The sequence below is a fragment of the Sandaracinobacteroides sayramensis genome, assembly GCF_022014495.1.
Lineage (GTDB): Bacteria > Pseudomonadota > Alphaproteobacteria > Sphingomonadales > Sphingomonadaceae > Sandaracinobacteroides > Sandaracinobacteroides sayramense.
Window position 1 is genome coordinate 100,568 of sequence record NZ_JAKLSQ010000003.1, and the last position, 19,276, is coordinate 119,843.

The 19,276-nt window shown below is 65.2% G+C and carries 18 protein-coding genes; 10 read left to right on the plus strand and 8 right to left on the minus strand.

All coding sequences use genetic code 11. From position 1 onward, the window contains the following. Window positions 1-7: 7 nt before the first annotated feature. Together L6Q21_RS03350 and L6Q21_RS03355 are read left to right on the plus strand one after the other, a co-directional pair. Window positions 8-865, plus strand: coding sequence for an NAD(P)-dependent oxidoreductase (locus L6Q21_RS03350; protein WP_237829101.1), 858 nt, complete (start codon window positions 8-10; stop codon window positions 863-865). Further along, window positions 862-2,520 (plus strand): amidohydrolase, encoded by a 1,659-nt coding sequence (locus tag L6Q21_RS03355; RefSeq protein ID WP_237829103.1) that lies wholly within the window; start codon window positions 862-864, stop codon window positions 2,518-2,520. The genes L6Q21_RS03350 and L6Q21_RS03355 overlap by 4 nt, the downstream gene beginning before the upstream one ends. An 8-nt stretch (window positions 2,521-2,528) precedes the next feature. On the opposite strand, the gene L6Q21_RS03360 is transcribed toward L6Q21_RS03355, so the two are convergent. From L6Q21_RS03360 to purF, 4 genes are all read right to left on the minus strand, one after another. Continuing rightward, window positions 2,529-3,389: a sterol desaturase family protein gene (locus tag L6Q21_RS03360; protein WP_237829105.1), complete on the minus strand. Its 861-nt coding sequence runs from the start codon at window positions 3,387-3,389 to the stop codon at window positions 2,529-2,531. A gap of 62 nt (window positions 3,390-3,451) precedes the next feature. Beyond that, window positions 3,452-4,159, minus strand: a complete 708-nt coding sequence (locus L6Q21_RS03365; RefSeq protein WP_237829106.1) for a PEPxxWA-CTERM sorting domain-containing protein — start codon at window positions 4,157-4,159, stop codon at window positions 3,452-3,454. Window positions 4,160-4,399: 240 nt separating this feature from the next. Continuing rightward, on the minus strand, window positions 4,400-5,119 hold the full coding sequence (locus L6Q21_RS03370; protein ID WP_237829107.1) for an SDR family NAD(P)-dependent oxidoreductase: 720 nt from the start codon (window positions 5,117-5,119) through the stop codon (window positions 4,400-4,402). After that, window positions 5,119-6,618 carry an amidophosphoribosyltransferase gene (purF, locus tag L6Q21_RS03375; RefSeq protein WP_237829108.1) on the minus strand — a complete coding sequence of 500 codons (1,500 nt, stop codon included), beginning with the start codon at window positions 6,616-6,618 and terminating at the stop codon, window positions 5,119-5,121. The genes L6Q21_RS03370 and purF overlap by 1 nt, the downstream gene beginning before the upstream one ends. Window positions 6,619-6,774: 156 nt before the next feature. Between purF and hisI the strand changes: the two genes are divergently transcribed. The 6 genes from hisI (at window position 6,775) to L6Q21_RS03405 (ending at window position 14,394) form a co-directional block, all read left to right on the plus strand. Then, window positions 6,775-7,113: a phosphoribosyl-AMP cyclohydrolase gene (gene hisI / locus L6Q21_RS03380; RefSeq protein WP_237829109.1), complete on the plus strand. Its 339-nt coding sequence runs from the start codon at window positions 6,775-6,777 to the stop codon at window positions 7,111-7,113. Between the two features lie 485 nt (window positions 7,114-7,598). Then, the gene (locus L6Q21_RS03385) at window positions 7,599-8,012 is read left to right on the plus strand and encodes a MerR family transcriptional regulator (protein ID WP_237829110.1); all 414 of its coding nucleotides are present in this window, start codon (window positions 7,599-7,601) and stop codon (window positions 8,010-8,012) included. A gap of 15 nt (window positions 8,013-8,027) precedes the next feature. Further along, on the plus strand, window positions 8,028-9,830 hold the full coding sequence (locus L6Q21_RS03390) for an acyl-CoA dehydrogenase C-terminal domain-containing protein (RefSeq protein ID WP_237829112.1): 1,803 nt from the start codon (window positions 8,028-8,030) through the stop codon (window positions 9,828-9,830). Between the two features lie 70 nt (window positions 9,831-9,900). After that, window positions 9,901-11,112: an acetyl-CoA C-acetyltransferase gene (locus L6Q21_RS03395; RefSeq protein ID WP_237829113.1), complete on the plus strand. Its 1,212-nt coding sequence runs from the start codon at window positions 9,901-9,903 to the stop codon at window positions 11,110-11,112. Window positions 11,113-11,128: 16 nt separating this feature from the next. Beyond that, window positions 11,129-13,306 (plus strand): 3-hydroxyacyl-CoA dehydrogenase NAD-binding domain-containing protein, encoded by a 2,178-nt coding sequence (locus L6Q21_RS03400; protein WP_237829114.1) that lies wholly within the window; start codon window positions 11,129-11,131, stop codon window positions 13,304-13,306. A 131-nt stretch (window positions 13,307-13,437) separates the two neighbouring features. Next, the gene (locus L6Q21_RS03405; RefSeq protein ID WP_237829115.1) at window positions 13,438-14,394 is read left to right on the plus strand and encodes an NAD(P)H-dependent flavin oxidoreductase; all 957 of its coding nucleotides are present in this window, start codon (window positions 13,438-13,440) and stop codon (window positions 14,392-14,394) included. On the opposite strand, the gene L6Q21_RS03410 is transcribed toward L6Q21_RS03405, so the two are convergent. Together L6Q21_RS03410 and epsC are read right to left on the minus strand one after the other, a co-directional pair. After that, a complete protein-coding gene (locus tag L6Q21_RS03410; RefSeq protein ID WP_237829116.1) occupies window positions 14,391-14,717 on the minus strand; it encodes a DUF2794 domain-containing protein in 327 nt (108 codons plus the stop codon). The genes L6Q21_RS03405 and L6Q21_RS03410 overlap by 4 nt on opposite strands. Next, a complete protein-coding gene (epsC, locus tag L6Q21_RS03415) occupies window positions 14,714-15,394 on the minus strand; it encodes a serine O-acetyltransferase EpsC (protein ID WP_237829117.1) in 681 nt (226 codons plus the stop codon). Before epsC ends, L6Q21_RS03410 begins: the two co-directional genes overlap by 4 nt. A gap of 168 nt (window positions 15,395-15,562) precedes the next feature. On the opposite strand from epsC, the gene L6Q21_RS03420 reads away from it, so the two are divergent. Beyond that, window positions 15,563-16,321: a sulfite exporter TauE/SafE family protein gene (locus L6Q21_RS03420; protein WP_418895795.1), complete on the plus strand. Its 759-nt coding sequence runs from the start codon at window positions 15,563-15,565 to the stop codon at window positions 16,319-16,321. Here L6Q21_RS03420 and L6Q21_RS03425 read toward each other — a convergent pair. Next, window positions 16,309-17,196 carry a peptidylprolyl isomerase gene (locus tag L6Q21_RS03425; protein WP_237829119.1) on the minus strand — a complete coding sequence of 296 codons (888 nt, stop codon included), beginning with the start codon at window positions 17,194-17,196 and terminating at the stop codon, window positions 16,309-16,311. The genes L6Q21_RS03420 and L6Q21_RS03425 overlap by 13 nt on opposite strands. Window positions 17,197-17,304: 108 nt before the next feature. Here L6Q21_RS03425 and L6Q21_RS03430 point away from each other — a divergent pair, with 108 nt between their 5' ends. Then, window positions 17,305-18,210, plus strand: a complete 906-nt coding sequence (locus tag L6Q21_RS03430; RefSeq protein WP_237829120.1) for a hydrogen peroxide-inducible genes activator — start codon at window positions 17,305-17,307, stop codon at window positions 18,208-18,210. Here the strand turns inward: L6Q21_RS03430 and L6Q21_RS03435 are convergent. Beyond that, window positions 18,207-19,241 carry a 2-dehydropantoate 2-reductase gene (locus L6Q21_RS03435; protein ID WP_237829121.1) on the minus strand — a complete coding sequence of 345 codons (1,035 nt, stop codon included), beginning with the start codon at window positions 19,239-19,241 and terminating at the stop codon, window positions 18,207-18,209. The two genes, L6Q21_RS03430 and L6Q21_RS03435, sit on opposite strands and share 4 nt — an antisense overlap. Between the last annotated feature and the right edge of the window lie 35 nt (window positions 19,242-19,276).

Consider the following 19,276-nt stretch of genomic DNA (forward strand, 5'->3'; position numbering starts at 1 on the left):
CCGTCTNATGGCACGGATCGCATTCGCAGGGCTTGGGGTGATGGGGTGGCCGATGGCGCGCCACCTGTCGGCCGCCGGGCATGAGCTTCGCTTGTTCAACCGCACGCGGGAAAAGGCCGAGCGCTTCGCCGCGGCCTATGGCGGGAAGCCATGCACCAGCGCCGCCCAGGCCGCCGATGGCGCGGATGCCCTGATCACCTGCGTCGGCGATGACGCTGATGTGCGGCAAGTGACGGTCGGCGCCGAAGGCGGATTCCAGAGCCTGGCCGATGGCGCGCTCTTCATCGACCACAGCACGGTCTCCGCCAGCCTCGCACGGGTGCTTGCGGCGGAGAATCCGAGGCTTTTGTGCGTGGATGCCCCGGTGTCGGGCGGCCAGGCCGGCGCGGAATCCGGGCAACTGGCGGTGATGTGCGGGGGAAGCGGGGAAGCGGTGGATGCCGCCCGGCCGTTGATCGCGGCCTATGGACGCCGCATCGTCCGCATCGGCCCGGCCGGCCATGGCCAGCTGGCGAAGATGGCGAACCAGATCGCCATCGCCGGCGTGGTGCAGGGCCTGTCGGAATCGCTGCATTTCGCGATGAAGGCCGGGCTGGACACCGAGGCGCTGCTGGACGCCATCGGCAAGGGCGCGGCGCAAAGCTGGCAGATGGACAATCGCGCGAAGACCATGGTGGAAGGCCGGTTCGATTTCGGCTTCGCGGTGGACCTGATGCGCAAGGATCTGGGGCTGGTGCTGGAGGAAGCGAGAGCGGTCGGCGCCAGCCTGCCGGTGGCGGCGCTGGTCGATCAATTCTACGCCGATGTTCAGAAGCTGGGCGGTGCGCGTGACGACACCTCGTCGCTGATCCGGAGGCTGGCATGATCCGCGGCCTGCTGCTTCTGGCAGCCGTTTTCGTCACGGCTCCGGCGGATGCCGCCAAGACGCTGATCGTCAACGCCAATGGCTATACCTTGGAGCAGGAGGGCGGGCTTCGGCGCTTCGCCGGGCTGCTGGTGGGCGACGACGGCAAGGTGCTGGCGATCCTTCCGCGCGGCGCGGCCGAGCCGAAGCTGGCGGCGGGCGACTTCAAGCTGGACGCCAAGGGGCGCACGCTGATCCCCGGGCTGATCGACGCCCATGGGCATGTGCTGGGGCTGGGAATCGGCCTGAGGCAACTCGATCTGAGCGCCACAACCTCGCTTACGGACGCGCAGACGAAGATCGCGGCTTATGGCCAGGCCAATGCGGCGCAGGAATGGGTTCGTGGGCGGGGATGGAATCAGGTTCTCTGGGGCCTTGGCCGCTTCCCGACCGCGGCCGAGTTGGACAGCGCGCATGCGGCTCGGCCGGTCTGGCTGGAGCGGGTGGATGGCCATGCGGGCTGGGCCAATTCCGCCGCCATGAAGCTGGCGGGAATCAACAAGGCCACTAAGGATCCGGCAGGCGGCAAGATCGTGCGCGACGCGGCCGGCAACCCCACCGGCGTTTTCATCGACGCGGCGATGGCGCTGGTGGAGAAGCATATTCCGCCGCCATCGGCGGGTGAGAAGGAGAAGGCGCTGGAAGCGGCGCTGGGGCATCTCGCCTCTCTGGGGCTGACCGGCGTGCATGACATGGGCGTCTCGCCCGATGCCTGGGCGCTCTACCGCAGCTTCGGGGACGAGGGGCGCCTCACCATCCGCATCACCGGCTATGCGGCCGGCATGGAGGCGATGGAAGCCATTTCCCCATTGCGCCCGACGCCCTGGCTTTATGAGGACCGGCTGAAGCTGCAGGGGATCAAGCTTTACGCCGATGGCGCGCTGGGCAGCCGTGGCGCCTGGCTGCTGGCGCCCTATACCGACGAAGCCGGCGCGCGCGGGCTGCAATTCCTGAACGACACGAGGCAGAAGAATCTTTTCAGCCGCGCGAACTTCCTGGGCTATCAGGTGGCGGCGCACGCCATAGGCGACGCGGCTAACCGACAGGCTTTGGACAGTTTTTCTGAAATACGACCGACTTACGGTGATAAGTTCAGAAATCGTATCGAGCATGCGCAGGTGATCGATACGGCGGACATCCCGCGTTTCGCCGAACTGCGCATCATCGCCTCGGTGCAGCCGACGCACGCCACGTCCGATAAGGGCATGGTGGAGGAGAGGTTGGGGCCGGCGCGACTGGAAGGCGCCTATGCCTGGTCGGCGCTGCGGAAGGCTGGCGTGCATCTGGCCCTGGGCTCGGATTTTCCGGTGGAGCCGGCCAATCCCTTCTATGGCCTGCACGCGGCCGTGACCCGGCAGGACCGGCAGGGCCAGCCGCCCGAAGGCTGGCGGGCAGGGGAGGCCATGACCTTGCAGCAAGCCTTCGCGGGCTTCACGACCGATGCCGCCTGGGCGGGCGGGGCGGAGAACAGGGTCGGCACGCTGGAGCCGGGCCGCTGGGCCGACTTCATCCTGCTGGACCGCGACCCGTTCGCCATCGCGCCGGCCGAGCTGTTCCAGGTGAAGGTGGAGGAAACCTGGCTCTCGGGCCGAAGGGTATTCCAGAAGAAGCCCTGATGAGGCGTTCAGCTTTCGGGCTGTCGCTTGGATTGCGGCGCGGGGCCGGGGCTTGAAGGGCCGGAGCTTGAGGGGCGGGGTCCGAAGGGAAGCAGCGGCGCCATCTCGGACGGATCGTCGATCCCATAATTGGGTGGGAAATGGTCCGGCAGATGGTGGGTGCCGAACAGCCTGTCCATGATCGGCAGCAGCGTGGCGTAATTATGATCCCGCCATTCGTCGTTGGTATGGTGCCAATGGTGGAAGGCCGGGGTCACCAGCAGCTTTTCCAGCGGCCCCAGCCGCCAGCGCACATTGGCGTGGATGAAGAAGGACCAGAAGGCCGCGAACAGCAGCAGCAGGATCGGGATCAGATTGTCCCGTCCGGCGACCGGCTCCGCGAAGCCCAGCGCATACAGCGGGAAAAGCGCCGTCATCCGCGCCCAAAGGATGTCGACGGGGTGGTTGTGGCTGTTGGTCAGCCAGTTCACCTGTTCCGGCTGGTGGTGGCGGGCGTGGAACTGCCACAGCAGCGGCCATTCATGCGACAGCCGATGCCCCCAATAGCTGCAAAGCTCCGACAGGAAGAGGCTGACCACCAGCTTCAGCGCGAAGGGCATGGAAGCGAGAAGCTCCAGCCAGGCGGCCGGCAACAATTGCCGCGCGGTGGCAGCGACAAAGGCGAGCGGCGCGGCGAGAAGCATGGCCGGAAGGAGATTGTTCAGGAAGTAATAGCCGACTTCTCCGGCCAGCGGCGATTTCGGGCCGCGTTCGGGATTGCCGAAAAACCGCTCCATCGGCACGAACACGGCGGCCAATATTCCCAGCCACAGCGTCAGCCGGGCGAAATCCAGCAGAAACTGCTGCAGGAAGGGAAAAAGGCTGGACATGCCGGGGCGGGAAAGACCGGGCGGCGCGATCTGCGCCGCCCGGCCCTTTATCCTTCAGCCTGTCAGGCGCTGACGGCCGTGGCGGCCGCGCGGCGGCGAGCCGCAAAGCCCACGGCGCCGAAGCCCAGCAGCATCATCGCCCAGGTGGCCGGCTCGGGCACGCCGCCCGTCGCCTGCAGCGAAACGCCGTCCAGGAAGGAGATCGGCGGAGCGCCGCCCGGCGTTCCGACGGCGAGGAACTTCAGGACCTGCGAAGTCGCCGTGGCGGTGAAGAGCATCGTCTGCTTTTCCCACGGCCCGACACCGCCTTCCGGCAGTTCGAACAGGCTGGACAGCTTCACTTCGTCGCCGAAGCTCACTTCCCAACGCTCGGTGGTCGGCCCTTTGAAGTCGAGCTGCTGCCCGGCGGCTTGCCAGAAGTTCAGCTCATAGGTCTGGCCAATGGTCAGGCCTTCGATCGTCTGCCAGAAGGCGCCGGCAAACGGCGGATCACCATCGGCGAGCACGAAGTCGCCACCGTCCGGGCTGGTTTCCGGGAACGGCCCGTAAACGGCCAGATACTTGCTCGGATCATCGGCTGTGCCGGGCGAAGCGATGAAGGTGAGATTGGCTCCACCCGACCAATGCTCGACACCGGACTGGGTGAAATATTTCTTGTCCCCGTCGTTGACGTTGTTCAGTTCAAACGAACCGTTCTTCACCAGTTCGACGGCAGCGCTCGCCGGCATGGCGATAGCCGCTGCGACGGCAGCGATCACAATTTTCCGCATAATGCCCCCATGTTCAGGCAGAGCCGCCGACCCATTCGGTGGCCTGTGACGCCAATAGAAGCGGAGGATGAAATAGCTCAACGGCAAATTCGCGCAGAGTTGCCATAAGCTTGTATAAAAGACGGTTAACGCCGCAGGAATGTGAAACAGTGATCGAATGCCTAAAATATATCTTCCAAATAGTTAACAAATATTAGGCTTAAGATCGTTCGCTAATGCCATGATTATTGGCCGGCTGCGTCATCCTGTGAGGCTGGATTGTCCGTCGCGGCTTATTTTCAGCCGGGATGCGCCCGGGCCAATTGCCGGCAGGGCGTCGACAATGGCCCTGGCAACGGTATCGGGGGTCTTCAGCGTTTGCGGGTCTTCGCCGGGATAGGCTTTGGCGCGCATGCTGGTGCGGGTTCCTCCGGGGTCGACGATCAGCGCATTCACGCCAAGCGCCTGCATTTCGGCCGCATAGACTCCGACGAGGCTTTCGAGCGCCGCCTTGCTGGCGGCATAAGGCCCCCAATAGGCTTCGTGCCGGCCGGCGACGGAGGAGGAAATGGCGACGACCGTTCCCCGCGCCCGGCGGAGCATGGCGTCGAAATCGCGGATCAGCCGCCATTGCGCGGTGACGTTCAGCACCATCACCTTGTCGAATTCCTTCGGGGAAACATGCGCCAGCGGCGCCAGCTCGCCGAGCGTCGCGGCGTTCAGCACCAGGAGGTCGAGCTTTTCCCAGCGGCCGGCGATAGCGGCCGCAAGCCGATCCACTTCCTCGCTTTTGGTGATGTCGAGGGGGGCGATGGTGGCCGAGCCGCCGGCGGCGTGAATCCGATCCTCGGTCTCGATCAGGCCCGCTTCCGTGCGGGCGGTCAGCACGACATGGTAATCGTCCGCCGCGAGGCGCTCCGCAAGGGCGGCGCCGATGCCGCGGCTGGCGCCGGTTACCAGCGCGATCTTCTGCTCCGCCATCAGGCGATCCCCCGCGTCAGCAGGCCGAGTTGCGGCGCGGCTTCCTGCGCTTCATGGTCGGTCAGCCGGGTCGGATAGTCGCCGGTGAAGCAGGCGTCGCAATATTGCGGGCAATTGGCGACCCGGGACTTCTCGCCGAGCGCGCGATAGAGGCCGTCGATGGAAATGAAGGCCAGGCTGTCGCAGCCGATATAGTCCCGCATCTCGTCGACGCTCATCTGCGCCGCCAGCAGCTTGGAGCGTTCCGGCGTGTCGACGCCGTAGAAGCAGCTGTTGGTGGTAGGCGGGCTGGCGATCCTCAGATGCACCTCGGCGGCGCCTGCCTCGCGCAGCATGGTGACGATCTTCACCGAAGTGGTGCCGCGCACCACGGAATCGTCGATCAGCACCAGCCGCTTGCCGGCGATCATCGCGCGATTGGCGTTGTGCTTCAGCTTCACGCCCAGGTGGCGGATCTGGTCGCCGGGCTGGATGAAGGTGCGGCCGACATAGTGGGAACGGATGATCCCCAGCTCGAATGGGATGCCAGCCGCCTGGGCATAGCCGATCGCCGCCGGCGTGCCGGAGTCCGGCACCGGCACGACCATATCGGCTTCGACCGGCGCCTCGGCCGCCAGTTCGGCGCCGATCGACTTGCGCACCTGATAGACGGAAAGCCCGTCCGAGAAGCTGTCCGGCCGGGAGAAATAGACCTGCTCGAAGATGCAGGGGCGGGGCTTGCTCGCCTCGAAGGGCTTCAGCGATCGCAGGCCTTGGTCGTTGATGACCACCAGCTCGCCGGGCTCGATCGAGCGGATGAAGCTGGCGCCGACGATGTCGAGCGCCACCGTTTCCGAGGCGAGGATCCAGGCGTCCCCCAGCTTGCCCAGCACCAGCGGGCGGATGCCCAGCGGGTCGCGGCAGGCGATCAGCCCCTCGGCGGTGAGGCAGAGAAGGGAGTAGGCGCCTTCCACCTGCTTCAGCGCGTCGATGAAGCGGTCGAGCAGGGTGCGGAAGCTGGAGGTGGCGACCAGATGGATGATCACCTCGGTGTCCGAGGTGGACTGGAAGATGGAGCCGCGCCGGATCAGCTCGGACTTCAGCGTCATCGCGTTGGAGAGATTGCCATTGTGCGCGACGGCGAAGCCGCCGCAGGCGAGATCGGCGAACAGCGGCTGCACGTTGCGGAAGCCATTGTCCCCCGTCGTCGCATAGCGGTTATGGCCGATGGCGGCGGCGCCCGGCAGGCGCTCGATCACATCGTTGCGGTCGAAATTGCCGGCCACATGCCCCATGGCGCGATGGACGTGGAATTCCCCATCGTCGAAGCTGAGGATGCCGGCGGCTTCCTGCCCCCGATGCTGCAGGGCGTGCAGGCCGAGCGCGGTCATCGCCGAGGCCTGCTGGCCGCCCCACACGCCGAACACCCCGCACTCCTCGCGCAGCTTGTCGTCGTCGAACGGGTCGGTGCCCATAGGAATCGCCTGTGGGAAGATTCCGCCGCCGGAAACCGCTGCCATCTTAACCTGCCTGTCTTGTGAGCCGCTCGCCGGGCCGCCATAGGGCCTTGGGCCGCATTTGTCGCTAGCAGTTGTATGCGCTGGTGTCATTAAACCGCCATCTGTCATCAAAACGCCATGTGCCATCAGAAGGTGATTTTTCAAGTTATGGCAGACATGTTCGAACCCAAGCTGGATGCGGCCGGATTGCTGACGGCGGTGGTGACGCACGCCGAATCGGGCGAATTGCTGATGGTGGCGCATATGAACCGCGAAGCGATCGCCCGCACGCAGGAGACGGGGAGGGCGCATTTCTGGTCCCGCAGCCGCCAGTCGCTGTGGCTCAAGGGCGAGACCTCCGGCCATTTCCTGGATGTGCGCGAGATATGGGTGGACTGCGATCAGGACTGTCTGTGGGTGAAGGCGATCCCCGCCGGGCCGGCATGCCACACCGGCGCGCCGAGCTGCTTTTATCGCAAGCTGGATGGCGGGGCGTTGCAGCCGATCAAGGGTTAATGTTCATTAACTATTGAGCGAAACCTGCCATGAAACGGGGCAGGTCGGTCACAATAAATGACTAAACAGAATCGCTTTCGGGCCGTATGCTGGGCTCAGTGGCGAGGCGGTGTTCAAGTCCGCACGCACTCGCTTTCAGGGTCGGACTTCACCGTTCCGCCGCCCGGGTCTTGTGGCCCGGGTGGCGGACGGCAGGCCTGATTGCCCGAACAGCTTTCAACATAATCGCGCCCCTTTATGGGAGGGGGCCATCTTTACCCGTTGTCACCATGCGCAGGTAGTGGAAGTGCTTGAATCAATTTAGGCACTCCGTCACCCGGGGGCGGCTTTCTTCCTTGAGCTTTTTGGCTGTGGAAAAGCTGGACCCCGGGTCAAGCCCGGGGTGACGAGGGGCGGTGGAGGCCGCGGCCAGAAACTCAAACTGGCTCGAAGTCTATACATCATATCAGTTGACGTGAACGTAAAGGTAATATATGTTCGCTCTCATGGGAGATGGGAGTGACCAGAAGGTGCGAGCCGCCGGTGCCGGCCCGGCGCCCGAAAGCTTTTCGATCACCGATCTGGCGCGGGAATATGGCGTCACCTCCCGCACGCTGCGCTTCTATGAGGACGAGGGGCTGATCCACCCGACAAGGCGGGGGATGACCCGCATCTACTCCCGCGCCGACCATGCCCGTCTCGGCTGGATTCTCCGCGGCCGGTCCGTGGGCTTCACGCTGGCCGACATCCGCGAGCTTCTGGACATGTATGCTCCCGGCGAGGCCCGGCGGGCCCAGTTGGAAGCCGCCATCGCCAAGAGCCGCGAACGCATCGCCGCGCTGGAAGGCCAGCGCGCCGCAATCGACGCCACCATCGCCGAATTGCAAGATTTCTGCCGCACTGTCGAAGCGCGGCTCTGAACGAAGGAAAAGACCATGCCCGCCAGCTATCGCGCGCCCGTAACCGACACCCGCTTCGTGCTGAAGCATGTGGTGGACCTGGAGCGGTTCCGCAGCCTGCCCGGCTTCGAAGAAGCTTCGCCGGACATGGTGCAGGCCATTTTGGAAGAGGGCGCGAAGTTCGTCGAAGGGGTATTGTCGCCGCTCAACCAGGTGGGGGACCAGCAGGGCTGCACCCGCCACGCCGACGGCAGCGTGACGACGCCCGATGGCTTCAAGGAAGCCTATCGGGCTTTCGTCGAAGGTGGCTGGGGCACGCTGATGGCGCCGAAGGAACTGGGGGGCCAGGGGCTGCCGCATGTGCTCGGCTCGGCCTTCGCCGAATATCTGGGATCCGCGAACATGGCCTTCGCCATGTATCCGGGGCTGACCGAAGGCGCGGTCTCGGCGATCCGGGTCGCCGGTTCCGACGAGCAGAAGCAGACCTATCTGCCCAACATGATCGCCGGCCACTGGACCGGCACGATGAACCTGACCGAACCGCATTGCGGAACGGACCTCGGCCTTATCAAGACCCGTGCCGATCCGCAGCCCGACGGCAGCTACAAGGTCACCGGCACGAAGATCTTCATCTCCGCCGGCGAGCATGACCTTTCGGACAACATCATCCATCTGGTGCTGGCGAAGACGCCGGGCGCGCCGGACAGCGTGAAGGGCATCTCCCTCTTCATCGTGCCGAAGTTCCTTGTGAACGCCGACGGCTCGCCGGGTGAGCGCAACAGCCTTTCCTGCGGGTCGATCGAGCACAAGATGGGCATCCATGGCAACGCAACCTGCGTCATGAACTATGATGGCGCCACCGGCTGGCTGGTCGGCGAGGAAATGAAGGGCATGAAGGCCATGTTCATCATGATGAACGTGGCTAGGCTGGGCGTGGGGATGCAAGGCTTCAGCCAGTCCGAACTGGCCTATCAGAACGCCGCCATCTACGCCCGCGACCGCCTGCAGGGCAGGGCGTTGACCGGCCCCAAGAATGCGGAAGGCAAGGCCGACCCGATTCTTGTCCACCCCGATGTGCGGCGCATGCTTCTGGATGCCCGCGCCTTCAACGAAGGGGCACGGGCGCTGTGCCTTTGGGCGGCCTTGCAGGCCGATCTCACGCACAAGGCCGAAACCGCCGAAGAGCGCGAGGTCGCCGACGATCTGCTGTCGCTGCTGACGCCGGTGATCAAGGCCTATCTGACGGACGAGGGCTATGCCCATGCCACCAACGCCCAGCAGGTGTTCGGCGGTCATGGCTATATCGCCGAATGGGGCATGGAGCAGATCGTGCGCGATGCGCGCATCACCATGATCTACGAAGGCGCCAATGGCATCCAGGCGCTGGATCTGGTCGGCCGCAAGCTGGCGCAGAATGGCGGCCGGGGCCTGCGCGCTTTTCTGGCGCTGGTGGACGGCGGCATCGAGGCGGCGCGCGCCGACGAGAAGCTGAAGCCGTTCGCGGATTCGCTGGCCATCGCCAAGGCCGAACTGGAAGGCGCCACTTTCTGGCTGATGCAGAACGCCATGGCCAATCCCGACAACGCCGGCGCAGGCTCGGTCGCCTATCTGCGGCTGATGGCGATCGTGGCCTTCGGGCATTTCTGGCTGCAGATGGCGAAGGCCGCCGATCAGGCGCTTGCCGAAGGCGGTGGCGACTTCGATGCGCAATTCCTGGAGGCCAAGCGCCTGACCGCGAAACATTTCTTCGAATGGCAGATACCGCTGGCCGCCGCCGAGGCCGCCCGGGTGAAGGCCGGCGCGGAGACTCTGATGGCCTTCCCGGATTCCGCTTTCTGACTTTTGCGTGAGCTTGCCCCATGGCGGGGCAGGCCTATCTCAGCTGCAACATTTCACTCGGAGAAACGCCATGGCCGAAGCCTATATCTACGATGCCGTGCGCACCCCGCGCGGCAAGGGCCGCAAGGACGGCAAGCTGCACGAAATCACCCCCATCCAGTTGGCGACGCAGGTGCTGCAGGGCCTGCGGGACCGCACCGGAATCGACACCGCCGATGTCGACGATGTGGTGCTGGGCTGCGTCTCGCCGGTGGGCGAGCAGGGGGCGGATATCGCCCGTGTCGCGGTGCTGAACGCCGACTATGCCGAAACCACCGCCGGCGTGCAGGTGAACCGCTTCTGCGCCTCCGGCCTGGAGGCGGTGAACATGGCGGCGGCCAAGGTGATCTCGGGCGAGGCGGAATTCGCCATCGGCGGCGGCGTCGAAAGCATGAGCCGCGTGCCGATGGGCTCGGATGGGGGCGCCTGGGCGACCGACCCGGCGGTCGCCTTCCACAGCTATTTCGCCCCGCAGGGGATCGGCGCCGACCTGATCGCCACCATCGAGGGCTTCAGCCGCGACGATGTGGACGCCTATGCCGTCGAATCGCAGCGCCGCGCCGCGCTAGCCTGGGCGGAGAAGCGTTTCGCGAAATCCATCATTCCGGTGCGGGACGTGATCGGGGAAATCGTCCTCGACCATGACGAGCATATGCGCCCGCAGACCGACATGCAGTCGCTGGCCAGCCTCTCGCCGTCGTTCCAGGCGCTGGGCGAGCAGATGCCGGGCTTCGACGAGATCGCCAAGCTGAGATACCCGGAAATCGAGCGGGTGAACCATGTGCACCATGCCGGCAATTCCTCGGGCATCGTCGACGGGGCGTCGGCCGTGCTGGTCGGCAACAAGGAGATCGGCGCGAAATATGGCCTGAAGCCGCGCGCCCGGATCAAGGGCATGGCCTCCATCGGCTCCGAGCCGCTGATCATGCTGACCGGCCCCGCCTATGTCACCCAGAAGCTTCTGAACCGGCTGGGGATGACGGTGAACGACATCGACCTGTTCGAGCTGAACGAGGCCTTCGCCTCGGTGGTGATGCGGATGATGAAGCATCTGGAAATCCCGCACGAGAAGATGAACGTGAACGGCGGCGCCATCGCCATGGGCCACCCGCTGGGCGCGACCGGGGGCATGATCCTCGGCACCGTGCTCGACGAGCTGGAGCGCACCGGCAAGCAGACGGCGCTCGTCACCCTGTGCGTCGGTGCCGGCATGGGCACCGCCACCGTCATCGAACGCATCTGAGCGACCGGAGGATATCATGACCGAACAAGCCATCCGCCAGGAGCTCGACGCAGACGGCATCCTGCTCCTCACCATCGACTGCCCCGGGCTGTCGATGAACGTCATCAACGAAGCGCTGACCCGCGACCTGACCGCCGCCGTCGAGCGCATCCGCACCGACGACGCCGTGAAAGGCGCCGTCATCACCTCGGGCAAGGCTTCCGGCTTCGTGGCCGGGGCCGATCTGAAGGGCATGAACTTCGCCGAGGCTTCGGCCTCTTCCGGGAAATCGCGCGTGGCGCAATTGTTCGACGGCGTCTTCGTGCTGAACAAGCTGCTGCGCGACCTGGAAACGAGCGGAAAGCCGGTGGCGGCTGCCGTTAACGGGCTGGCGCTGGGCGGCGGGCTGGAAATCGTCCTCGCCTGCCACCACCGGGTGATCGCCGACAATCCGAAGATCGTGCTGGGGCTGCCCGAAGTGCTGGTGGGTCTGTTCCCCGGCGCCGGCGGCACGCAGCGCCTGCCGCGCCTGATCGGCGTGCAGCCGGCCCTCATGTTCCTGCTGCAGGGCAAGAATATGAGCCCGCAGGAAGCTCTGGGCCTGGGTGTAGCGCAAGCGGTCGTGCCGGCGGACCAGCTGCTGGAAACCGCGAAGGCCTGGGTGAAGGCGAACCCCCAGGGCGGTGTTCAGCCGTGGGACCACAAGGGCTTCAAATTCCCCGGCGGTGTCGGCGCCACCAACCCCAATTTCGTGCAGACCTTCATGGGCGGCACGGCCATGGCGCACAAGCAGACGCTTGGGAACATGAATCAGGTGAAGGCGATCCTGTCCGCCGTCTATGAAGGCACGCAATTGCCGATGGATACGGCCATTCGCATCGAATCCAAATATTTCGCCAAGGTGGTGGCCGATCCGCAGGCGGGCAACATGATCCGCTCGTTGTTCGTCTCGAAGCAGGCGGCGGAAAAGGGCGCGCGCCGCCCCGCCAATGTGCCGCCGATGCCGGCGAAGAAGATCGGCATGCTGGGCGCGGGCCTGATGGGCGCCGGCATCGCCATGGTCTCGGCGCAGGCCGGGATCGAGGTGGTGCTGCTGGACCGCGACATCGAGGCGGCGAACAAGGGCAAGGCCTACACCGAGGAGCGGCTGAAGAAGCGCCGCACCGACGAGAAGAAGCTGGCCGAGATCCTGGGCCGCATCCATCCGACGACCGACTATGCCGACCTGAAGGGCTGCGACCTCATCATCGAGGCGGTGTTCGAAACCCGCGAGATCAAGGCGGAGGTGACGAAGGCGACTGAAGCTGTGGTCGGCGCCGACACCATCTTCGGCTCCAACACCTCGACTTTGCCGATCACCGGCCTCGCCGAAGCTTGGTCGAAGCCGGAGAATTTCGTCGGCATCCACTTCTTCTCTCCGGTCGAGAAGATGCCGCTGGTCGAGATCATCGTCGGTAAGAAGACCGGTCCGGAAGCCATTGCCAAAGCGCTGGATTATGTGGCGCAGATCCGCAAGACGCCGATCGTCGTCAACGACAGCCGCGGCTTCTACACCAGCCGCTGCTTCGGCACCTATGTGCAGGAAGGGCTGACGCTGCTGGGCGAGGGCGTGAAGCCGGCGCTGATCGAGAATATCGGCCGGCAGATGGGCATGCCGGTCGGCCCGCTGGCGGTGAACGACGAAGTCGGCCTCGACCTTTCCTATAAGGTGGCGCAGCAGACGAAGCAGGATCTGGGAGACGCCTACAAGCCGGGCGCCGGCGAAGCCGTCATCGAGAAGATGATGGAACTGGGGCGCCATGGCCGGAAGAACGGCAAGGGCTTCTATGCCTATCCGGAAGACGGCTCGCCCAAGCATCTGTGGCCCGAGCTTTCGGCGCAATTCCCGGTCGCCGCCACGCAGCCGACCCCGGCCGAAGTGAAGGAACGGCTGCTTTACCGGCAGTTTGTGGAAACCGCCCGCTGCTTCGCCGAGGGCGTGCTGGAGACGCCGGAAGATGGCGATCTGGGTGCCATCTTCGGCTGGGGCTTCGCGCCTTTCACCGGCGGCCCGTTCAGCGCCATGGATACGATCGGGCTGGAAACCGTGGTGCAGACTCTGGACCGCCTGGCCCAGCAGCATGGCGAGCGCTTCACGCCGCCGCAGTTGCTGCGCGACATGGCCGCGAAGAAGGAAAGCTTCTACGGCAACGCCGCGAAGGCAAAGGCGGCCTGATTCACGCCTGAAAGTCGAAAGGCGGCAGGTTCGGCAAGGACCTGCCGCCTTTTCCCTTCGCTTTTGGGGAGGTTGCGCCCTCCCTGGCCGAATGGCTTCGCTGGGTCCGGGATGGATTTGAGGGACGCGCGATGATCAGGACGGCAATCACCGACATGCTGGGGGTCGAGCATCCGATCCTGCTGGCTGGCATGGGCGGCGTTTCCTACGCCGATGTGGTGGCGGCGGTTTCGGAGGCTGGCGGCTTTGGCACGCTGGGCATGGCCGGCACCGCGCCGAAGTTCATAGAGTCGCAGATGCGGCGCGTGCGGGAATTGACCGGAAAGCCGTTCGGCGTCGATCTGCTTTCCGCCCAGCCGGAAAGCCTGACAGCGGCGGTCGATGTGATCATCGCCAACGGCGCCAGGGCTTTCGTCGCGGGGCTTGGAGTTCCCTATCCGATCGTCAGGCAGTTGAAGGACGCCGGCGTTCTGGTCTTTGCGATGGTCGGCAAGGTGGAACATGCCCTGAAGGCCGAGCAGGCGGGCTGCGATGCGGTCATCGCCCAGGGCACCGAAGGGGGAGGGCATACCGGCTCGGTGGCTTCCGTTGCGCTCTGGCCGCAGGTGGTGGATGCGGTGAAGATTCCGGTCGTCGCGGCCGGCGGCCTTTACGATGGGCGCGGTCTCGCCGCCGCGCTGGCAATGGGGTGTGAGGGCGTCTGGATGGGAACGCGCTTCATTGCCTCCACCGAGGCGCACGCCGGGCAGCTTTACAAGGATGCGATCGTCGGGATGAGCGAGGCGGACACCGTCATCTCCCGAGGCTTCACAGGCAAGACCCTGCGCGCCTTGAAGAATCGCACGACGGAGCAGTTCGAGACGGAACAGGCCAGGCCCTTCCCGCAACAAGTCGTGGAATCGGTGCAGTTGAATCGCCTCGGCCCGATCGCCGGGATCACCGAGAATCTGGATCGCGATACCCAATGCTTTGCGGTGGGGCAGGGCGGCGGCGGAGTGCGCGAGATATTGCCCTGCGCGGAAATCGTGAAGCGGACGCTGGCGCAAGCGCAGGCGACCCTTGAGCGTATGGCGAAATACGCCGCTTAATCCACCAGCTTCACAAGCCGGCGGGTGGCGGGAGCCAGTACGGCCGTCAGGTCGTTGCCGCGTTTCAGCGTCTGCCCGGCTTCGCCCAGCAGGCTGTATTGCCCCTGTTTCAGCCGCAGGGTGGGATCCTTCACCAATTTGATCTCCGGTCGCTCCGACGCGCGCCGGAAGGCGGAAAAGGTGGCGGTGCGGGCCGTGAAGAGGATGGCATAGTCGCGCCATTCGCCGGCGGCGACCATCCGGCCGTAAAGTTGCAATATGCGGTCGAGTTCCGCCCGGTCGAAAACGATCTGCTGCGCTGTCGGAAGCGGGATGACGCTCAAGCCGCCTCACCGCCTGACTTGCGGGCTTCCTTTTCGAAGCTGTCCAGCCGGGCGCGCAGGGCTTCCAGTTCGCACTTCAGGATTTCATAGCGCTGCGTCGTCGGATCGAACTTGTCCGAACAGGGGGTGCCGTAGGGCACGAAGGCGGGTGCCTCCTTCACCAGAACCGGGACCGGCTTGGCCGGGATGCCGATCATCGTCGCGCCCGGCGGCACATCCTTGGTGACGACAGCGCTGGCGCCGATCTTGGCGCCTTCGCCAATGGTGATCGGCCCCAGAACCGCTGCCCCCAGCGAGATCACGACATTGTCGCCGACGGTCGGGTGGCGCTTGCCGCCGACACCGTTGGTGGGGTTGGTGCCGCCAAGGGTCGCGCCTTGGTAGATGGTGACATTGTCACCGATCACCGAGGTTTCGCCGATGACGACAAAGCCATGGTCTATAAACAGATTGCGGCCGATCCGGGCGCCGGGGTGAATGTCGATCGCGGTCAGGAAACGGCTGAAATGGTTCACGATCCGGGCCAGCAGGAACAGGTCCGCTCTGTAGAGCGTGTGCGCGACGCGGTGCAGGCCCAGCGCCCAGACGCCGGGATAAGTCAGAATTTCCCAGCGCGATCGCGGCGCGGGATCGCGGTCGCGGATGCTGGAAAGATATTGGCCGAGATTCCCGAACATGCCTTTGCCTTATATGTCTTCTGCGCGTCCTATAATCCGTTGCCGCGCCCAACTCCAGAGAGGCGGAAACAGGGGGGTGGCGTGAGGTTTTTCTAGCGATCCGCAAAGCAATGTTTGTCGGCCGGCAGGTGAGCCGCATCTTGCGCTGCCGGGCGCTGGCTGCCAGCAATGGCCGCCATGGAACTAGGCAGCGAATTCTACACCTTCGTCTTGGTCGGCTTTCTGGCCCAGCTTGTCGATGGCGCGCTGGGGATGGCCTTTGGCGTGATTTCCACCAGCGCGCTGGTGGCGCTGGGTGTGCCGCCGGCCGCCGCGTCGGCCGGCGTCCATGCGGTGGAGACCGTGACGACAGCGGTTTCAGGCACCAGCCATGCCGTTGCCCGCAATGTGGACTGGAAGCTGTTCCGCCGGATCGCCATTCCCGGCGTGCTGGGCGCGGTGCTGGGGGCCTATCTGCTGACCAGCATTCCCGCCGACAAGGCCAAACCGCTGATCCAGGCCTATCTGGGCGTGCTCGGAATCTGGATCTTCTGGCGCGGCTTTCGCCACATCCATGTCGAACGCGAGCCGAAGGTCGTCGAACCTCTGGGCCTGGCCGGCGGCTTCCTCGATGCGGCCGGCGGCGGCGGATGGGGGCCGATCGTGACTTCCAACCTGCTCGTGCAGGGCAAGACCCCGCGCAAGACGATCGGCACGGTGAATGCGGCCGAGTTTCTGGTCACGCTGAGCGCTGCCGCCACCTTCATCTACCATCTGGGATGGGAAGTGGTGACGACGGCGACGCTGGGCCTGCTGGCAGGCGGCGTGATCGCGGCGCCGTTCGGGGCCATCGTCGCCAAGCGCCTGAAACCGGACGTGCTGATGATCCTGGTCGGAATCGTGCTGATGATCACCAGCAGTGTCGGGATCTGGCGCTATTTTAACTGATCGGAACGCCGGACAGGCGGCATCAGATTGCAGAGGTCGGCGCCGCCGGCAGGGCCGATGAAGAAAGCATCCTTACGGTTGGCGCGCGCCTGAATCCAGCGCGCGAAACTGGCACTCTCGCTTTTCAGCACTTCGAAATGCGGCCGTTCCGCGGGTGGAAGGCTGCCGGCGAACCGGGCCTGCACCAGCGGCACGCGCTGCTCGGGCTTTTCATACATCCCCAACGGGCCGGTGCCGCGCGGGAGGGCGGAGATATTCTCCATCCCTTCCAGCACACGCCCGACCAGCGCGATATTCCTGTCCAGATGGCGGGGGCCATGGCCGATCACCACATAAAGTTCGGCGCCGCTTCCCGTATCGGGCGCCATGTTCCGGCCTACGCCCAGCATCGCCGGACAATGTGGCAGCCAGTGTGCCTTTCCATCGGCCGCGATCGGCCAGCCGCCGGCATGGCCGATGCTGGAGGCATAGGCATCGCGATAGGGCAGGGGGTGGTATCCAGGTGCCTCACCGGCGCGTTCATAGCCATCGTCGGGGCTGGGGATCAGGCCGGCCGGCAAGGGCGCCTTCTCGCTGGGATCGCCCCATTGCACCACATAATTTTCCTGAACCCGGACGATGGCCGCATTGCGTTCGAACCAGCCATCGGCCACGAGCTTGCGGATGTTGGCGATGTGGCCGGGGGCGAACGCCGGCGCCAACTGGATGGCGAGCGTCCGATTGCCGGCGAACTCCAGCAGCAGCAGATCTTCCGCCGGCACCGCCTGCCAGTCGGCGGCGGGGGCGGAGGCCAGGATTTCGCCCGGCGTCGGCATGGATTGCGTGGCGGCCGAGGAAGCGGCGACCAGCAGGGCGGCGACAATAGCGGCTTTCATAAGGGCCGAGACTGCCACGCAGCCGCCATCCCTTCCAGCCCCGTTTCTGATCGACCCGGCAAATCACCTGCCATTGAGAAGATCGAGTGCGGCGATTACATTCCCTCCATGATCTACATGCCGACGATCAAGCAGCTGCAATATCTGGTGGCCCTTCAGCGCAGCGGCCATTTCGGCAAGGCGGCCGAGGCCTGCTATGTGACGCAATCGACGCTTTCGGCCGGAATCCGCGAACTGGAGACGCTGCTGGGCGTGACGCTGGTGGAGCGCAATCGCCGCGTGGTCCGTTTCACGCCGCTGGGGGAACAGGTGGTGAAACGCGCCTGGCGGCTTCTGGCCGAAGCGGATGCCATAGCCGAGCTGGCCCGCGCCGCCGGCAAGCCTTTGGCCAGCGAGCTTCGGCTGGGGGTTATTCCAACGATCGCTCCATTCCTGCTGCCGGCGATGCTGCCCGAGCTGCGGGCGCGCTGGCCGGAACTGAAACTGTTCCTGCGCGAAGAACAGTCCGGCCCGGCCTGCGAGGCGCTGGCGCGCGGGCAATTGGACTGCCTGCTGCTGGCGCTGCCCTATGGTTGCGGCGATATCGAATATGAGCCGCTGTTCGAGGATCCCATCCGGCTGGCCTTTCACCCCGGCGATTTTCCCCATCCGCCCGCCCTCGTCGACCCGCAGGGAATCGACGAGACCCGCCTGCTGTTGCTGGAAGACGGCCATTGCCTGAAGGACCATGCCCTGGCGGCCTGCAGCCGCGCGACGTTCCGGCCCGACCAGTCGGTTCTGGGCACATCGCTGCACACGCTGGTGCAGATGGTCGAGAACCGTATCGGCATGACATTGCTGCCGCAAATGGCGATCGATGCCGGAATATTGGCGAACACGGCGATTGAAACCCGCCCGCTCGCCAGCCCGGAAGCGAAGCGCGAGATCGCGCTGGCCTGGCGGCCTTCCAGCCCCCGCGCCGAAGAATATCGGCTGTTCGCCAAGGCGCTGCAGGATGCGCGACGGCCCCGTTAACGCCGTCGGGCGGCCGCCTTCAGTTCCGCATAGAGTTCCTTTGCCGAAAGCGGCTGCGCGCCTTTCTCGGCGGCTTTCACCAGCCGGACCATATGGGCGTTGACAGGCGCGCTGCGGCCCAGCCTTTCGGCCAGACGCACCAGTTCGCCTTGCAGATAATCCACTTCGGTCGCCCGCCCGCGCGCGAGATCGTCGGCCATGGAGGAGCGGGCGTGCGGGTCGACCCGCACCTTGGCGCCGCCGGCCGCCGCGACGACGTAGAAGTAGATGGAATCCGGCAGGCTCATGATCTGCGGCATCAGTTTCAGCGGCATGGCAATGGCGTCCACCGGCTCGATCCCCGCAGCCTTCAACAGCGCAAGCCCCTCTTTCAGCGACAAGGCCCAGGCCCGGCGGTAGTCCCTCTGCCGCAATTGCTCGGCCAGGCTGACGCCCGAAAGCGCGTTGACCGCATTGTTCAGGTTCACCAGCAGCTTGCCCCATTGCACGCCCGGCATGTCATCCCTTGTCTGCAAGGGAATCGAGGAGGTTGAGAACAGTTTTTCATATGCTGAAAGAGCTTCGGATTTCTCCACCATCAATCCGCCCCCGGTGCCCCGGTGGAAATGATGGGGGGTTCGCTGCGCCACGTTGAACGGCACCATGCCCGCGAGCACCGTCCGGCCCGGCAGCCGTTCGCGCAGCAGCGCTATGTTGGAAACCCCGTTCTGCAAGGAGACGATCAGGGCGCGTTCCGGCGCATGACGGGCGATGGCGTCGGCGGCATCGCCCGTCGCCATGCTCTTCGTCGTCACCAGCACCAGTTCCGCGTCCGCCAGGGCTTGCGGCTCCATGCTTCGCTGGAAATCGTCCGGTTTCAGTTCCAGATCCAGCCCGTCGGCGTCGGTCAGTTTCAGCCCTTCGGACAGGGGGTCGAGCATGGAAGGGCGGCCGATGAAGCGCACATCCGCGTGCCTCGCCAGCAGGCCGCCGACATAAAGCCCGATCATTCCCGCGCCGAACACTACGACTTTTGGGCGTTTCTCAGCCATTGCATCCGCCTCCTGCCTTTGCCTATCTGCCCCCT